The following is a 16,723-nucleotide window of genomic DNA, read 5'->3' on the forward strand; positions in this document are numbered from 1 at the left end:
CACCCACCGAAATCAAGGAAGGCAATCATGACCGCGTTGATCACCCTGTCACACGGCTCCCGCCATGCTGACGCACAGCGCGGTATCGAGAGCCTCACCGCCGCGGCGGCCCGCCTGGCCGGGGTGCAGGGCTTTTGCGCCCACCTCGACTTCACCGCGCCCGACCTGACCCAGGCTGTCGCGGACGCGCGCGGGGCGGGCCACACGCGGGCCGTGGTTGTGCCGTTGTTGTTCACGCGTGCCTTCCACGCCACCCACGACGTCCCCGCCGCGCTTGCCAGCGCCTCCGGAAACGGTGTCGAGCTCACCCTCGCTGACGGACTCGGCCAGGGTGGGGACATCGCCCGGGTGCTCGCCGCCCGTTTGCGCGCCGACGGCCCCGGCTGCGACCAGGCGATCCTCTATCCCGTCGGCACCTCCCATGCGGCGGCCGCGCACGCAACCCGCGAGCTGGGCCAGCACGTTGCTGAGCTGACCGGGGTACCGGTCACGGTTGTGCCTGCCACTGGCCGCGGACCACTTATCGGCACCAGCGGCATCACTGAGGTGGCGCGAATGTGTTGTCGGACGCACCTGCTTCCGCTGTTCGTCACCACCGGCTTGCTCCTCGAGCGGGCCCTAGCCGCCCTCCCAGAGGGCTGTACCACCTCAGCACCACTGGAAACAGACCTCGCGGCAATCGTCGCCGCACGTTTCCGCTCAGCCGCATTAATAAAGGAGACCGATCCATGCTTCGCATGAACACACTAATTCTCATCGCGCTCGCGGGCCTTGCCGCGCAGCTTGTCGACGGCGGCCTAGGCATGGGCTTCGGCGTCACATCTACCACCATTCTGGTTATGCTCGCCGGTCTCGGACCGGCCCAAGCCTCGGCCGTGGTCCACACCGCGGAGCTCGGCACGACGCTAGCTTCCGGCCTATCCCACTGGCGCTTCGGCAACGTGGACTGGAAGGTCGTCGCCACCATCGGCGTACCCGGTGCCGTGGGTGCCTTTGCCGGCGCGACCGTTTTGAGCAACCTGTCCACCGCGTGGGCCAAGCCGATCATGGCGACCATCCTCGCCGTCATTGGCCTTAACCTCATGTTCCGCTTCTCCCGCGGTCTGACACGCCGCAAGAACGTGAATCGGCCCCACTCCCGCGGATTCCTCGGCGGGTTGGGTCTTTTCGGCGGCTTCGTTGACGCGACCGGCGGCGGCGGATGGGGCCCCGTGACCACCTCGACCCTGCTGTCCGCGGGCCGTTCTGAGCCGCGCCGCGTCGTCGGCACCGTCAACACCGCGGAGTTCCTCGTCACAGCCGCTGCCACCCTCGGCTTCGTTATCGGCATGTGGACCGACCTCGTGGAGAACGTCGCGGCCGTGACGGCGCTGCTAATCGGTGGCGTGATCGCCGCGCCGATCGGCGCGTGGTTGGTCTCGCGGCTCAACCCGATCCTGCTCGGCAGCTTCGTCGGAACGCTCATCGCCGTGCTCAACCTGCCCACCGTGCTCAAGGAGATCGGCATCACCGACCACCTGGTCTGGGTGCGCCTCGCCATCATCCTCCTCGGCATCGTCCTCGCGGTACGCGGCATGCAGACTGCCCGGGCGAACTCCCACGCCGCCTCGCAGAAGGAAGGCCACACCCCGGAGGGGACGGACGCTTCCGCTCTCGCCCAGCCCGCGCGGTAGAACCCGGCTGCCTGGGTGAGCGCTTCGGGTGAGGGGAGGCGTCGACAAGCGTTGAGCCCTCACACCGTGAGGCACTTGGGCACGGCCTGGCAATGACGTGTGGTTTGCCCGGGGAAAAGCTGGGTTCGTGCAACAACGGGCTTCGTGCAACAATGTCTCGCAACTGCACAGATCGCCCGAAGGGATAGACCATGAGCACGACGCGCACGACTGCCGAGGACACCGGCAGAAAAGAGCCGAAGCCCAACGGCTTCGGCGACCGGGTCCTCACCGGCATCGAAACCCTGGGCAACAAATTGCCCGAGCCGTTCACCCTCTTCCTCATCCTGTTCCTGCTTACCGGCGTGACCTCGACGGTCATGGCGATGCAGGGCATCCAGGTGGCGGTTCCGGGATCCGATGAGGACCTCACCATCCGCGGTCTGTTCACCGGCGAGGGCCTGACCTGGCTGACCACCTCTATGGGCCAGAACTACATCGGCTTCCCGCCGCTGGTCACCGTCCTGCCGATCCTGCTGGCCACCGGTGTTGCCGAGCGGACCGGCATGCTCTCGGCGCTGATCCGTAAGCTTTTTGGCTCCGCCAAGAAGTGGATTCTGCCGTACGCCGTCGGTGTCGTCGGTGTGACGGCCTCGATCATGGCGGACGCCGCGTTCGTCGTCGTCCCGCCCTTGGCCGCGATGGTGTTCAAGGCAGCGGGCCGTCACCCCGTCGCTGGCCTGCTGGGCGGTTTCGCGGCCGTGGGTGCGGGGTATTCCACCGCGTTGTTCCCCACCAGCCTCGACGCCTTGTTCGCGGGAATCACCAACGCGGTGATGGAAACCCTGCCGGGCCTGGCCACCACCGAGGTCAACCCGGTGTCCAACTACTACTTCAACGTCGCCTCCGCGATCGTGCTTGGCTTACTCGCCGGCTTCATCACCGACCGGGTTCTCGAGCCCCGCATGGTCCGCCAGAATGTCCCCACCGAGGAGTCACTCGAGGGGGAGGACGCCGCCGCGCGCGGTGATCGCGACGCCGAGGGTAACGAGCTGTCGCCGACGCTGACCAAGCAGGAGAACCGCGGCCTGGTTATGTCCCTGGTGGCGGGACTCATTTTGTCGGTGGTCTTCCTCTGGGCCTTCCTCATCCCGGATTCACCGTGGCGCAACGAGGAGGGGGCCTTCCTGCCGCAGTCCCCGTTGTTGCAGTCCATCGTGTTTATCGTCTTCGCCTACTTCATGGTGCTCGGTATCGCCTACGGCGTGTACGTGGGCACCGTGAAGAAGGTCGCTGACGTCGTCGAGATGATGGGCCAGGCCATCAAGGACATGCTCAGCTTCCTCGTCCTCGCGTTCATTCTCGGCCAGTTTGTTGCGCTGTTTGCGTGGACGGGAATCGGCACCTACACCGCGGTCAAGGGCGCGGCGTTCCTCGAATCGGTTGGGCTTACCGGCTTCGGCGCGATCCTCGCTTTCATCGTCCTGGCGTCGCTGCTCAACCTGCTGATTATTTCCGGTTCCGCGATGTGGACGCTCATGGCGGCGGTCTTCGTCCCCATGTTCGCCCTCATCGGCTTCGAACCGGCCTTCACTCAGGCGGCCTTCCGCGTCGGTGACTCCGCCACCCAGGTGATTACGCCGCTCAACCCGTACATGATTGTCATTCTCGGACTGCTGCGTCGCTACGAGCCGCAAGCCGGTCTGGGAACCCTGATGTCGCGTCTAGTGCCGTTCGTTATTCCGTTCTGGCTGGCGTGGGCTGGCCTGCTGGCAATCTGGTACTTCGCGGATCTGCCGCTGGGTCCGGGCGCAGTAATCTTCCTGCAGCAGTAAATCCCGTTGGGTAGCGTGGGTGGGCATGGATGACCGGACCCGCCCCTCGACCGCTTTTCTCGATTACGCTACGGCCGGCATCTCCGAGCGGATGGCTCAGGTCACCGCGCCCGACGTGCTTTTCGACGCCTACCCGGCCCAACGCGACGGATGGGCCGCGGCGTCTATGGCCGCTGAGGCGCTCGAGCCTGCGCTGACTGACCTGCTCACCGATCTCCATGCCCACCCGGAGCTCGCCTTCGAGGAGCACCGTTCCCAGGCGGTGCTGGCAGAGCTGCTGGAGTCGCGGGGCTTCGCGGTAGAGCGCGGCGTCCATGAGGTAGAGACTTCGCTGCGCACGAGCTACACCACTGCGGGGTTCAACGCCGCCCAGCATCGCACTGTTGCGGTGCTGGCTGAGTACGATGCTCTGCCAGGGATCGGGCACGCCTGCGGGCACAACATCATCGCAGCGGCCGGCGTCGGGGCATTCCTTGCAGCAGTATCCGCGCTGAAAGATTCGGGCATCGAGGGTCGCCTCGTCCTGCTGGGTACGCCAGCGGAGGAGGGCCACTCCGGTAAGGAGTACATGATCCGGGGCGGGATGCTCGACGGCATCGATATGGCGATCATGGTCCACCCCTTCGGCTACGACATTGCCAGCCATGCCTGGCTGGGGCGTCGAACCCTCACGGCCACGTTCCACGGTGTCGCGGCGCACGCCAGTTCGCAACCGTTTATGGGGCGCAACGCCCTCGACGCGGCGTCGCTGGCCTATCAGGCTATGGGGCTGCTCCGCCAACAGATGCCGCCGAGCGACCGGTTGCACGCAGTGATCACCGACGGTGGGCACCGGCCATCGGTCATTCCGGAAACCGCCACGATGAGCATCTATGTTCGCTCCCTGCTCACCGATTCTTTGGTGGATCTGTCCTCGCGTGTCGACGACATCCTGGACGGTGCCGCACTTATGACCGGTTGTACCGTCGAGCGAACATGGGACGTTCACCCTGCGTCGCTGCCGATTCGCAATAACCAGGCGCTGGCGAGGCGGTGGACAGATACGCAGGCCCTTCGCGGTCGGGTTGCTGTCCCGGCCGGGGTGGTCCCGGATTCGCTTGCGGCCTCGACCGACTTCGGTAACGTCTCGCAGCTCGTCCCGGCCATCCACCCGATGGTTAAGGTTTCACCTTCCGACGTCGCGCTTCACACCGCGGCCTTCGCCGAGTGGGCCGCGGGCCCGGAAGCGACCCGCGCGGCCGTGGACTCGGCGGCCGGGTTGGCTCAGGTTGCGCTCGACATACTTGCCGACGATGACCTTGCCCGCGCAGCCCGCGAGGAGTTTGCTGCGGCAGGCGGGACGTTCAGCGTCGAAGAAGAGCTGGGGTAGAGAACGCGGCTTGCGGCGGCCCGCTACGCTCGGGACCTATGAGTTTGCTTATCGTCGCCGCAATGAAGGAAGAGGCCGCGGAAATCTCCCGCCTCACGGATCACGAGGTCCTCATCACCGGTATCGGCACCGTGCCCGCCACCATCGCGCTAACGAAGCGCCTTGCGCAGGGGCCACTGCCGGAGCGCGTGGTCAACGTCGGTACCGCGGGTGCGCTTGCCGACGTCGCCCCGGGCGTCTACGAGATCACCGCCGCCGTCAAGCACGATCACAAGGTGCTGCGTGTCGGCGGCCTGACCGACTTTGTCTACCCGCGGGTGTTCGAGTTCGAGACCGTTACCGACCTGCCCACGGCGCGTCTGGCCACGGGCGACACCTTTGTCAACACCACCGAGCTGCGCACCGAGCTTGCCCGTGAAAGCGAGCTCGTGGACATGGAAGGCTACTGCCTTGCCGCCGTGTGCAGCGAGTTCGGCGTGCCGCTAACGCTGCTCAAGCAGGTCTCAGACAACGCGGACGAGACCTCGAACGTCTCGTGGCCGGAGTCGTTGGCTGCAGCGGCCGTGCAGCTCAACGAAGCAGTCGCGGCGCTCTAGCCCCGAGGGATGTCGGGAGTTATTTTGCAAACTCCTCGACGATCGCCGCGTTGAACGCCGGCAGATCGTCCGGGGTGCGCGAGGAGACGAAGCCGTTGTCGACGACGACTTCCTCGTCCACCCACGCCGCACCGGCGTTGACCAAGTCGGTCTTAATCGACTTGTAGGACGTCAGCTTGACGCCCTTGATCACGTCGGCGTCGGTGAGAATCCAGCCGCCGTGGCAGATAACGCCGACCGGCTTGCCTGCGGCCCGGAGCTCCTTGACCAGGGAGACGGCGTCCTCGTCGGTACGGATGGCATCGGAATTGCCGGTGCCGCCGGGCAGGATGAGGGCGTCGAAATCATCAGCCTGCGCATCCGCAGTGGTCAGGTCAACGGAGACAGTCGTACCGTTCTTGCCCTTGATCTCGCCGGACTCGGTGGAGATGACCTGAGCCGTTGCCCCCGCAGCTTCCACGGCTTCCTTAGGGGAGGTCAGCTCGGAGTCTTCGAAACCATTAGTGGAGAGAATCGCGATCTTTTTGCCGTTGAGGTCGGACATGGGAGGTTTCCTTTCGTCGTAAAGCTCGTACGCACCCCACGATAGGAAAAAGTGCGGCGGCCTGCATGGAAGCTGCAGGCCGCCGCACTTTGGTGCGCGGGATTCTAGGCGTCGTCCTTATCGAGCTCGTGTTGGCGCTTGCGGTCGCTGTGCTCGTCGCCGTTGGGATCGATTGCGCGCGTCTTACCAGGGATCTCCGAATCGTAGGTCTTCTTCGGGGCTTCGAACGGGCGCGGGATGCGCGTCGAACCGAGAGACTGCTTGAGCTTTGCGCCCGTTGGCAGCACTGTGCGACGTGACATGTCGCGTAGGTGGTTACGCACCGCGAGGAACGCCTCGCGCGAGTCCATAGTCTGGCTTTGTTGCGTGGCTATCTTGATGTCGTCCGCGGTAATCTCGCCCGCCCTGAGTGCTGTCATTTCAGCCCAGTAGCCGAAGAATACGGCGATGACTGCGGCAATCGGCACCGCCAGGAACGCGCCCACAATGCCGAAGAGGGTACCGCCGACGGTGACGGACAACAGCACGATTGCCGCGTGCAGACCCATTGCCTGGGACTGGAGGATCGGCTGCAAAATATTGCCCTCGAGCTGCTGGACTGCGACGACGAGCAGGAGAACGAACAACGCGTTCATTGGTCCGTTGGAGACCAATGCGACGATGACGGAGAGAACACCTGCGGTGAACGCACCAATAATCGGGATGAATCCACCGAAGAAGGTCAGCACCGCGAGCACGGGCCACAACGGGACGCCCAAAAGCAAAAGACCGATACCGATCAGGACTGCGTCAACGGCGGAGACAATCGCCTGGGTGCGGATGAACCCGGCCAGAGTGTTCCAGGAACGCATGAGAGCTTCGGTGAGGTGCCAGCCGGACTTTACGCCGACGTATTTGCGCATCCACGGCAGGAAGCGGTCGCCGTCTTTCAGGAAGAAGAAGGTGAGGATCAGCGTCAGGACCAAGGTGGTGCCCACGGAGGCCACCATGCCCAGCCCAGACATGACGCCGGAGGCGATGTTGGAGGCCTGCCCACGCACGAAGTCGGTTGCCTGTTGCACCAGCTCCTGGACGCGGGCGCTGTCGATAACACCGATGTCGAAACGCTGCTCGGCCCAGGTGGCGAGGGTGATGATGCCCGTCTGTGCCTGGGCGATGAGCTGCCCACCCTGGTCGCGCACCATCGGGGCCATGAGAGCGAACAGGGCGCCGATGATGCCGAAGAAGGTCAGCAGGACAACCGATACCGCCAAAGCAGCGGGCGCTTTGATCCGGTTGCGCAGGAAACGCACCGGCGGCCACAGGACGGTTGCGACAACAAGCGCCAGAAGGGCGGGGAGGATGCCCACCCAGAGGTACTTAAGTAAGTAGAGCAACAGCGCCGTTGCGGCGACGATGATGATAAATCGAAGACCCCATGCAGCGGCCGTGCGACCGTCGGAGGCAATGATGTCTCCTCGGTCGATGGGCTTGGACGATATTTCCTGCGCGGCGTCTGCCGGGGTGGGAAACGTCTCTGGCGTGTTAGCGGCCGTGTCGAAGGCGCCGATGAAATCCTGGTTCGACCCGCTGGATCGAGGGGCGTTGCTGTCTGAATTGGTCACGTGTTGCGATTGTGCCAGATGGGGTGGGTAGACGTTAGAACGTACGGGGTGCGCATACCGCCATGGGTGCCCGTCACCCGTGGCGGTGACCGCGGACCGGCCCGTATTCAATCTTGTCCGTGTGTGAAGGTGGCAGTGTCCCGTAGGTGGCAGGGCATCAAATGGTCAACTGTCGTTTTCGGGTGGGTTTCGGAGGACGATCGGGGCACTCAAGAGGTGGGGCAAAAGATTTCTGTGAGGGTCGGGAACAAGTTTGGGACCAATGCCGTTGTAAAGGTTGAGCGTGAACGACTCAAGGGTCCGATCTACTCCAGTGGTAGGGTGGCAGAAGTTGAGTCGCTTGCATTCAACTTGAATGAAACCGAACTTAAAGGAGTTTTTCACATGGCACGTGCAGTTGGTATCGACCTCGGTACGACGAACTCGGTTGTCTCCGTCCTCGAAGGTGGAGAGCCGGTCGTTATCGCCAACTCCGAGGGCTCCCGCACCACCCCGTCCGTCGTGGCTTTTGCCAAGAACGGCGAGGTCCTGGTCGGCCAGTCGGCAAAGAACCAGGCTGTCACCAACGTCGACCGCACGATCCGCTCCGTCAAGCGCCACATGGGCGAGGACTGGACCGTCGAGATCGACGACAAGAAGTACACCCCGCAGGAGATTTCCGCGCGCACCCTCATGAAGCTGAAGCGCGACGCTGAGGCATACCTCGGCGAAGAGGTATCCGACGCCGTTATTACCGTCCCCGCCTACTTCGAGGACGCGCAGCGCCAGGCCACCAAGGAAGCAGGCCAGATCGCCGGCCTCAACGTTTTGCGCATCGTCAACGAGCCGACCGCGGCCGCACTGGCGTACGGCCTGGAGAAGGCTGACGCGGAGCAGACCATCCTGGTCTTCGACCTCGGTGGCGGCACCTTCGACGTCTCCCTGCTTGAGATCGGCGACGGTGTTGTCGAGGTTCTCGCCACCGCCGGCGACAACGAGCTCGGCGGCGACGACTGGGACCAGCGCATCGTCGACTGGCTCGCTGAAAAGTTCAAGTCCCAGAACGGCATTGACCTGACCAAGGACAAGATGGCCCTGCAGCGTCTGCGCGAAGCCGCCGAGAAGGCCAAGATCGAACTGTCGTCCGCGCAGCAGGCCTCCATCAACCTGCCCTACATCACGGTCGACGCTGAGAAGAACCCGCTGTTCCTCGACGAGACCCTGACCCGCACCGAGTTCCAGCGCATCACCTCTGACCTGCTGGACCGCACCAAGAACCCGTTCAACCAGGTGATCAAGGACGCTGGCATGTCCGTCGGCGACATTGACCAGGTTGTGCTGGTCGGTGGTTCCACCCGTATGCCGGCCGTGACCGACATGGTCAAGGAGCTCACCGGCGGCAAGGAACCGAACAAGGGCGTCAACCCGGACGAGGTCGTCGCACTCGGCGCCGCACTCCAGGCCGGTGTTCTGCGCGGCGACGTCAAGGACGTGCTGCTTCTCGACGTCACCCCGCTGTCCCTCGGCATCGAGACCAAGGGCGGCGTGATGACCAAGCTCATCGAGCGCAACACGACCATCCCGACGAAGCGTTCCGAGACCTTCACCACGGCAGAGGACAACCAGCCGTCCGTGCAGATCCAGGTCTTCCAGGGCGAGCGCGAGATGGCGTCCGCCAACAAGCTGCTCGGCTCCTTCGAGCTGGCCGGCATCGCTCCGGCTCCGCGCGGCGTGCCGCAGATCGAGGTCACCTTCGACATCGACGCCAACGGCATCGTGTCCGTCTCCGCGAAGGACAAGGCCACCGGCAAGGAGAACACGATCAAGATCCAGGAAGGCTCCGGCCTCTCCCAGGAGGAGATCGACCGCATGGTCAAGGACGCCGAGCAGCACGCCGACGAGGACCGCAAGCGTCGCGAGGAGCAGGAGACCCGCAACAACGCGGAGTCGATGGCATACCAGACCCGCAAGTTCATGGACGAGAACTCCGACAAGCTCAACGAGGACCTCAAGGCCCGCGTGACCGAGGCTGCGGACAACGTCGACGAGGCGCTCAAGGGCGACGACCTGGACGCGATCAAGGCTGCCGTCGAGAAGCTGACCACTGAGTCTCAGGAGCTGGGCAAGGCCCTCTACGAGGCTGAGGCCAACGCTGGCGCAACCCAGGCGGACGCTCCGGCTGATGACAACGTCGTCGACGCCGAGGTTGTCGAGGACGACAACGACTCCAAGTAGTCGCTGACGTCGCTTACCGGGACCCCACTACCGATTAAGGAACCATCTCATGACGAACGGCAACCCCCAGATGCCCAACGACCCGGGCGCTCCGGAGAACACCGACCCCGAGTACGTCTCCCCGGACCAGGCGGAATCGCTGGCCGACGAGGCAGCGGAGGCGGAGGCTCTCGAGGCTGACGAGGACCCCCTCTCAGCCGATCTCGACCAGGAGCTCGACAGGGAGCTCGCCGACGTGGAGCGCGAACTGTCCGAGCAGGTCAATCCGGACGCCGATGGTGACGGCACTGTCTCCGACACGGAGCTCCAGCTCGCCGAGCGGACCGAGGACCTGCAGCGTCTTAGCGCGGAGTACGCCAACTACCGTCGGCGCACCGAGCGTGAGCGCGGGCAGATCGCGGAGCAGGCGAAGGCGAGCGTTCTGGCCAACCTCATCCCGCTTCTCGACGACATCGACCTCGCCGAGCAGCATGGGGATCTTTACGAGGGGCCGCTCAAGGCGTTCGCGGAAAAATTCCGCTCCCTGCTCGACAGTCAGAAGGTCACCGCCTTCGGCGCCGAGGGCGACGAGTTCGACCCGGAGATCCACGAGGCGGTCCAGGACCTGTCCTCGGGTGACACCAAGGCCATCGGCACCGTCCTGCGCAAGGGATACCGCGTTGGCGACCGTCTGGTGCGCAACGCGATGGTGATCATCGCTGACGCCGCCGATGGTGCTGCCAGCACTGGCGAAGGCACTTCGGCGGACAGCTAGCCCGCCAGCCCGCGCCATGGCGATCGCGCCGGGGAAAGGTCACGCCAGTGCAATCGGCGAGACCCCACCCCGGCGTTTTTCACTCTTTAGCAAAAACGCATAAATAAAACTCTTAGAAACAACAACCCAAATACTCCCGTGAAAGGAGGGGTAAACGATGGCTATGCAGCAGGAATGGGCCAACAAGGATTATTACGGCGACCTCGGAGTCTCCTCGAGCGCCTCGGCGGCCGATATCAAGAAGGCGTACCGCCGACTCGCGCGCGAGAACCATCCGGATTCGCACCCTGGTGACAAGGCGGCGGAGGAGAAGTTCAAGCGCGTCGCTGAGGCGTACGACGTCGTCGGTGACGAGACCAAGCGCAAGGAATACGACGAACTTAAGGCCATGATCAGCTCCGGAGGCTTCGGCCGTTTCGGAGGGGCAGGGGGATCCGGCTTTCGGGGCGGGTTTCGCACGACGGGCTCGCCGGACGCCGAGTTCGACCTCGGCGACCTCTTCGGAGGAGCAGCTGGTGGACAAGCTGCAGACAGCGGCTTTGGTGATATCTTCGGTAGCTTCTTTAACCGCGGCGGCGGTTTTGGCCGGAACGCTCGGCCGTCGCGGGGGGCCGACGTCGAGACGGAAATAACCCTCGAGTTCGCTGAGGCGGCGAAGGGGACCACCATCCCCGTCGAGCTCACCGGCGATGCTCCGTGCGCGACCTGCCACGGTTCCGGGTCCGCATCCGGGAAGACGTCGACGTGCGGCCTGTGCTCGGGCAGCGGCTACATCCGCGAGAATTCCGGCGGCTTCGGCATGGCGCGGCCGTGCACGAAGTGCGGCGGGACCGGCACCATAATCGAGGATCCGTGCACGACTTGTTCTGGAACGGGAACGGTGCGTCGCACTCGGTCGATCACTGTCCGCATTCCGGCGGGCGTGGTCGACGGGCAGAAGGTCCGGCTCGCCGGTCAAGGCGAAGCGGGTCCGAATGGTACCCCGTCCGGCGATCTCTTTGTCACGGTCCACGTGAAACCGGATCCGGTGTTCACTCGCTCCGGTGATGACCTGGAAGTCACGGTGCCTGTGTCCTTCAGTGAGCTTGCTTTGGGAGGCACGGTTGCGGTGCCGACGCTGGACAACCCGGTCAAAGTCAAGGTGCCGGCGGGCACTCCCAACGGGCGGACGCTGCGTGTCAAGGGTCGCGGCGTGCCCAAGCGAAGCGGGACGGCGGGCGATCTTCTCGTTACCGTCCAAGTTAAGGTGCCGAAGGACCTCGACGCTGCGGCGACCAGCGCGTTGCGTGCGTACGCTCAAGCAGAAAAAGACTCCGGCTTTGATCCGCGAGCCGGGTGGGCCGGTGCTAAGTAGGAGGTGACCAATGATGGCAGCTGACAATTATCAGGGCCACTACGTTATTTCCGTTGCCGCAGAGTTGACGGGGATGCACGCCCAGACCCTGCGCACCTACGACAGGATGGGTCTGGTCTCGCCCGCCCGCACTCCGGGTGGTGGCCGCCGTTACTCGGGCCGGGACATCAAAATGCTGCAGCACATTCAACGCCTCTCCCAAGAGGAGGGCGTCAACCTTGCTGGCATCAAAACGATTATGGAGCTGACGAGCCAGATTGAGGATCTGGAGCGCGAGCTCAAGGAGCTACGCGAGCACAATGAGCAGCTGCGCCAGCGCCTGCGGGCGAAGCCGCGCAGCGGTGGAGAGCTCGTCCACGTCCCGCGCTCAACAGCGGTGGTGGCGTGGGAGCCGTCTGTCCGGCGGCGCCTGAACCGCTAGGCGGTTAACACACCTGCTCCAACGACGAAGCCGCCGTCCCCGGGAGGGGGCGGCGGCTTTGCTTATTCGCTGTGCTGACACGCTCAGCGTGTCAGCACGAGGCGATTAGCGGCGGACGCGGCGAACAACCTGCTGCTCGTCGCGGTTGAGCACGGAGCGGGCGCCAGCGGCACCGGCCAGAGCGGAGATGACCGCGCCGACGATCAGGCCGAGCAGGGTCCACCAGGAGCCCTCAGCAGCCTGCGGGGCGATCTCGTTGTAGGTGTCGCGCACCTGGTCAGCGGCCTCGTTGGCCATCTGGGACGCCTCCTGCTGGGCGTTGTTCACGTCCTGCTGGGTGACGTTGTTGCCAGCGGCCTGCGCGTCCTGGGAGGTCACGGTCGTGGCGTTACCTGCGGACTGGGCGACCGAGTCGAGGATGCTGCCCAGGCCACCGATGACGGAGGCGCCGAGCCAGCCGGCCAGGATCAGGGAAGCGATGAGCGAGGTTGCCCAGGTGGCGAAGCCGTGGAACAGGCCGGCGCGCACACCGAGTGCACCGGCAACGTAGCCGGCTGCGGCGAAGGCGATGGCCAGGGAGACGATGGCGAAGATGCCGGTGGCCACACCGGACGCACCCTGCAGGCCCATGGCTGCTGCGGCGACGCCGAGCAGGATCATGATGCCGAGGAAGGTGACAACACCAGCGAAGATGGCGCCCCAGGACACGTTGCCGTTGGAAACCTCGGTGGAGTCGGTGCCGATCCAGGCCTCCTGGCCGGTGGTGTCGTCAGACTCGGTGGTTACCACGTCGTGGCTGTAACCGACGGCCGGCGCGGTGCGGGTCGTGGTGCGGCGCACGGTGTCGAACTCCTGGGTGTTCTGAGCGGTGTTCGCAGCGTTGGCGTCCGCGCCAGCGTGGCGCGCGCGGTCGTTCGAGTTGGACGGGGTAGTCATAAACATGCCTTTCACGTTAAGGATTACGTTAACTACATAAACGCTACCGACATATTTCAAGCTGGTGGATACCGTTTCGATAACGATCACCTAATGATTCCGTAATGTTCTTTATAATTTCCGTCCTGGACGGCAGGGTTTTGGCAGGTGAGGGGGCATCTCCCACCTGCCGCAGCGGATCTACTTAAAGGTGATCGAGGATGCCGCACCGATGTGGCGGAGATTGGCGCGTGCGAGCTCTGCCATCCTGCCCACCCCGCCGTCGAGCACGGTTTTCACCCCGGCGGTGGTGAAACCCTTCATCATGTCCCAGGTGATGTGCGGCGGAAGGGACAGTGCATCCGGGTCGGTGACGATGTCGACAAGGACGGGCCCGTCGAAGGCGAGCGCCTCGGTAAGAACGTGGCGCAGGTCGGCGGGATCCTCAATGCGGAACGATTTAATGCCCACTCCTTCGGCGATGCTGGCGAAGTTGACCTGCTCGTGATCGGTCTGGAAGTCGGGGAAGCCCTGGACCAGCATTTCGAGCTTGACCATTCCGAGCGAGGAGTTGTTGAAGACGATTGTCTTGATCGGCAGGTTGTGCAACTTCACCGTCAGCAATTCGCCCATGAGCATGCCGAGTCCACCGTCACCGGACCAGGAGATCACTTGGCGCTCGGGGAAGGCGGCCTGGATGCCGATGGCTTGGGGGAGCGCGTTGGCCATCGTGCCGTGCAGGAAGGACGCGGACTCGTCGCGCTTGCCGTTGGGAGTGAGGTAGCGCGAGGACCAGACGTTGCACATTCCGGTGTCGACGGAGAAGTACGCGTCTTCATCCGCCAGCTCGTCCAGGATCGACGCGGCGAGCTCCGGGTGAATGGGAGTGCGGGACTCGGGGGCTTCCTGGGTGTAGGTGTCCACGACGTCGTCGAGAAGCTCCGCGTGGCGGGTGAGCATCTCGTCGAGGAAGGAACGGTCCGTCTTCTCGTTGATGTGGGGCAAGATGTTGTCGATGACGCTGGCGACATCGCCCACCACGGGGTATTTCACCGGGGTGCGCCGGCCGATGTGGGTGCCGTCGATGTCGATCTGGCCGACGTTGTCCGAGGGCAGCCAGTCCGTGTACGGGAAGTCGGTGCCGACCATGAGGAACAAGTCGGCCTTTTGAGACGCTTCGAAGCAGGCGCCGTAACCCAGCAGGCCGGACATTCCGACGTCGAAAGGGTTGTCGTATTCGATGTACATCTTGCCGCGGAAGGAATGCCCGACCGGGGCCTTGATCTTGTCGGCGAGTGCGAACAGTTCCGTGCGGGCGTTGCGGGCGCCGTACCCGGCAAAGATGGTGACGGTGTCGGCCTCGTTGATGGCCGCAACGAGCCGGGCCGCCTCGCCCGGGTCGGGGAAGACACGCTTGCCGGAGCCGGTGGCGTAGGTCGAAGCGGTGGTGTGCGGTCCATCCGAAACCTCGGAGGCGAAGACGTCACCGGGGATGACCATGACGGACACGCCGTTGCCGGCGAGAGTGTTTTGCAGGGCGTTGTGCAGCACGCGCATGCCCTGGTCTGCGGAGTTGACCACCTCAAGGTAGGAGGAGCACTCCTGAAAGAGATACTCCGGGTGGGTTTCCTGAAAGAAGGAGGAACCGATCTCCATCGACGGGATGTGCGAGGCAATCGCGAGCAGCTTCGCGCCGTTGCGGTGCGCCTCGAAAAGGCCCTGAACGAAGTGGGTGTTGCCCGGTCCGCAGGAACCGCCGCACACGGCGAGCTCGTCGGCGGCGAGGGAGTCGGCACCGGCGGCGAAGGCCGCGGCTTCCTCGTTGCGGACGTGGACCCACTCGATGTTGTGGTTGCGGACTGCGTCGGAAAGCGGGTTGAGCGAGTCTCCCACGAGACCGTAGATGCGCTTGACACCAATTTCTACAAGGTGTTCGACCAACTGGTTAGCGAAGTTGAGGGTCATGTGCGTCACTCCTGGATTGTGGTGGCGGAGGGGTCCTTACCCATTCGTACCCGCTCGCTTACTCACGCGGCGGGGAGGAAAGCGCGCGCAGCAGGTCAGGGTCGTCGAAATAGGCTAGGTGCCCGCCCTCCACACCGGGGATGGGTGTCGCACCGAACGACGGGTGGGACGGGGACGTGCCATGCGCCCCTAACTCCCGGTAGCGCAGCGCGAGGATGGGATCGCGGTCCGAATCGACAACGAAGACCCGGGGGTCGCCGGCGCCGTAGAGCTTCATCTCACCGACAGAGCGCGCTGGGACTCCGGGGGAGCCGAGCAGCCAGACGTCGTCAGCAAAAAGGCCCGCTCCCGTGGCGGCGCGCGTGGCCACGACCGTGCCGTAGCTGTGCGCCACGACAGATTTCTGGGCGCTGGGGAAGCGGTCCTCCACAGCAAGCTGGAAGGCGGAGAGCTCCTCCCCGCCGGTGCGCGCAGCAACCGGGTCGATGCCTTCGGCGACATCCGCCGGCGGGATGTAGCCCTGCCACACCACGACGGCCGCTCCGGTGCTCTCTGCAATGGTGCTGGCCCGGGCGAGATCGCCGGGCAGTTTGCGCGGACGACCCGTAGAGACCCCGCCGACGAGCGTGATCACCCGGGTCGGGGCGTCGGTGTCTCCGACCATGACGGTCGCGCGTTGCGGTCCTGCCTCGAGGATGACGCCGCCGACCTCCTGCACCGCCTGGGCGGTTGATGCGGGAACGGTTGCAAGGTTGCGTGCGTGGATCTGCTCTAAAGACTCGTTCGGATGATGCACCAGTTTGTCGAACGTCTCGTCGACGGTGCCCAGTATCGCGGTGCGCACCGCTTGGGCAGCGGCGGAGTCGAGCAACCAGGACACCATGTTGAGCCACCGGATGAGGTAGATGCGCTGGGTATTCGCGGCGACATCGGCAAGCTCGTCGAGCTTTTGCTGCGCAGATCCCGCCGATGCGAGGATCTGCGCGATGTAGCGCAGCACGTGGGCGTGCGAGATGAAGTGGTAGGCGAACGTGTCGAGCCGGCTCAGACCGGCGTTAGCAGCTGGCCCCGCGAAACCTGCCGCCGCAATTGCCGCCGCGGCGTCGCGGGAGTCGCGCCCGCGCCCGGTGACCAGGTGCGCGGCGTGCTCGAGCGTGCGGGCGGCGTCGCGCAGCTCAGCCGGACGCAAGGCAGGGGTGTACGCCGCGTTCATTACCGTCACCCCGCGTGGTCCAGCAGTGTCGAAAGCTGCCCCGCCACGTCCGCGTCGACGCGGCAGACGGAATCAGCGAAGTCGGCCACAGACTCGGTGTGGCGGCGACACGAGGTGGAGGTGGCGTCGATAAACGGGAGTAGGTGCGCGTGAGCATCGGCTAGCGCATCCGCAAGCGCGCCGGGCGAGAGTGTGGCGTGGGGGAGCGGGTCCCAGGCGGGCAGGCTCGTGCGCGCGGCGTGTGCGGTGGCGTCGGTGAGGTGCAGATAAACCATGGACCCAGGGTC

General features: G+C 64.7%; 15 protein-coding genes. 9 read left to right on the forward strand and 6 right to left on the reverse strand.

All coding sequences use genetic code 11. The features are described 5' to 3' along the window. Positions 1–27: 27 nt before the first annotated feature. The 5 genes from VVR41_RS03380 (at position 28) to VVR41_RS03400 (ending at position 5,452) form a co-directional block, all read left to right on the forward strand. Positions 28–741, forward strand: coding sequence for a sirohydrochlorin chelatase (locus tag VVR41_RS03380; protein ID WP_368523593.1), 714 nt, complete (start codon positions 28–30; stop codon positions 739–741). Then, positions 738–1,673, forward strand: a complete 936-nt coding sequence (locus VVR41_RS03385) for a sulfite exporter TauE/SafE family protein (RefSeq protein ID WP_368523628.1) — start codon at positions 738–740, stop codon at positions 1,671–1,673. The genes VVR41_RS03380 and VVR41_RS03385 overlap by 4 nt, the downstream gene beginning before the upstream one ends. A 191-nt stretch (positions 1,674–1,864) precedes the next feature. Then, entirely contained in the window at positions 1,865–3,487 is a 1,623-nt protein-coding gene (locus tag VVR41_RS03390) for an AbgT family transporter (RefSeq protein ID WP_368523594.1), read from the forward strand. Between the two features lie 25 nt (positions 3,488–3,512). Next, positions 3,513–4,856 (forward strand): M20 family metallopeptidase, encoded by a 1,344-nt coding sequence (locus VVR41_RS03395; RefSeq protein WP_368523595.1) that lies wholly within the window; start codon positions 3,513–3,515, stop codon positions 4,854–4,856. A 38-nt stretch (positions 4,857–4,894) separates the two neighbouring features. Then, positions 4,895–5,452 (forward strand): nucleosidase, encoded by a 558-nt coding sequence (locus VVR41_RS03400; protein ID WP_368523596.1) that lies wholly within the window; start codon positions 4,895–4,897, stop codon positions 5,450–5,452. A 19-nt stretch (positions 5,453–5,471) separates the two neighbouring features. On the opposite strand, the gene VVR41_RS03405 is transcribed toward VVR41_RS03400, so the two are convergent. Both VVR41_RS03405 and VVR41_RS03410 read right to left on the reverse strand, forming a co-directional pair. Then, positions 5,472–5,996, reverse strand: a complete 525-nt coding sequence (locus VVR41_RS03405; protein ID WP_368523597.1) for a type 1 glutamine amidotransferase domain-containing protein — start codon at positions 5,994–5,996, stop codon at positions 5,472–5,474. 104 nt (positions 5,997–6,100) lie between these two features. Next, positions 6,101–7,600, reverse strand: a complete 1,500-nt coding sequence (locus VVR41_RS03410) for an AI-2E family transporter (protein ID WP_368523598.1) — start codon at positions 7,598–7,600, stop codon at positions 6,101–6,103. 384 nt (positions 7,601–7,984) lie between these two features. Between VVR41_RS03410 and dnaK the strand changes: the two genes are divergently transcribed. From dnaK to VVR41_RS03430, 4 genes are all read left to right on the forward strand, one after another. After that, a complete protein-coding gene (gene dnaK, locus VVR41_RS03415; protein WP_368523599.1) occupies positions 7,985–9,814 on the forward strand; it encodes a molecular chaperone DnaK in 1,830 nt (609 codons plus the stop codon). Between the two features lie 49 nt (positions 9,815–9,863). Next, on the forward strand, positions 9,864–10,568 hold the full coding sequence (gene grpE / locus VVR41_RS03420; RefSeq protein WP_368523600.1) for a nucleotide exchange factor GrpE: 705 nt from the start codon (positions 9,864–9,866) through the stop codon (positions 10,566–10,568). Positions 10,569–10,725: 157 nt separating this feature from the next. Next, positions 10,726–11,922 (forward strand): molecular chaperone DnaJ, encoded by a 1,197-nt coding sequence (gene dnaJ / locus VVR41_RS03425; RefSeq protein WP_368523601.1) that lies wholly within the window; start codon positions 10,726–10,728, stop codon positions 11,920–11,922. 13 nt (positions 11,923–11,935) lie between these two features. Then, a complete protein-coding gene (locus VVR41_RS03430) occupies positions 11,936–12,343 on the forward strand; it encodes a heat shock protein transcriptional repressor HspR (protein WP_368523602.1) in 408 nt (135 codons plus the stop codon). 105 nt (positions 12,344–12,448) lie between these two features. Here the strand turns inward: VVR41_RS03430 and VVR41_RS03435 are convergent, their stop codons facing one another. From VVR41_RS03435 to VVR41_RS03450, 4 genes are all read right to left on the reverse strand, one after another. Then, positions 12,449–13,279 (reverse strand): hypothetical protein, encoded by an 831-nt coding sequence (locus VVR41_RS03435; protein ID WP_321102663.1) that lies wholly within the window; start codon positions 13,277–13,279, stop codon positions 12,449–12,451. Positions 13,280–13,459: 180 nt separating this feature from the next. Beyond that, positions 13,460–15,223: a pyruvate dehydrogenase gene (locus VVR41_RS03440; protein WP_368523603.1), complete on the reverse strand. Its 1,764-nt coding sequence runs from the start codon at positions 15,221–15,223 to the stop codon at positions 13,460–13,462. Positions 15,224–15,281: 58 nt separating this feature from the next. Beyond that, complete coding sequence (locus VVR41_RS03445) at positions 15,282–16,436, reverse strand: alpha/beta hydrolase (protein WP_368523604.1); 1,155 nt, start codon at positions 16,434–16,436, stop codon at positions 15,282–15,284. 5 nt (positions 16,437–16,441) lie between these two features. Next, positions 16,442–16,711 carry a hypothetical protein gene (locus VVR41_RS03450; protein ID WP_368523605.1) on the reverse strand — a complete coding sequence of 90 codons (270 nt, stop codon included), beginning with the start codon at positions 16,709–16,711 and terminating at the stop codon, positions 16,442–16,444. Between the last annotated feature and the right edge of the window lie 12 nt (positions 16,712–16,723).

The sequence above is a fragment of the Corynebacterium sp. LK2510 genome (genome assembly GCF_040946405.1).
Lineage (GTDB): Bacteria > Actinomycetota > Actinomycetes > Mycobacteriales > Mycobacteriaceae > Corynebacterium.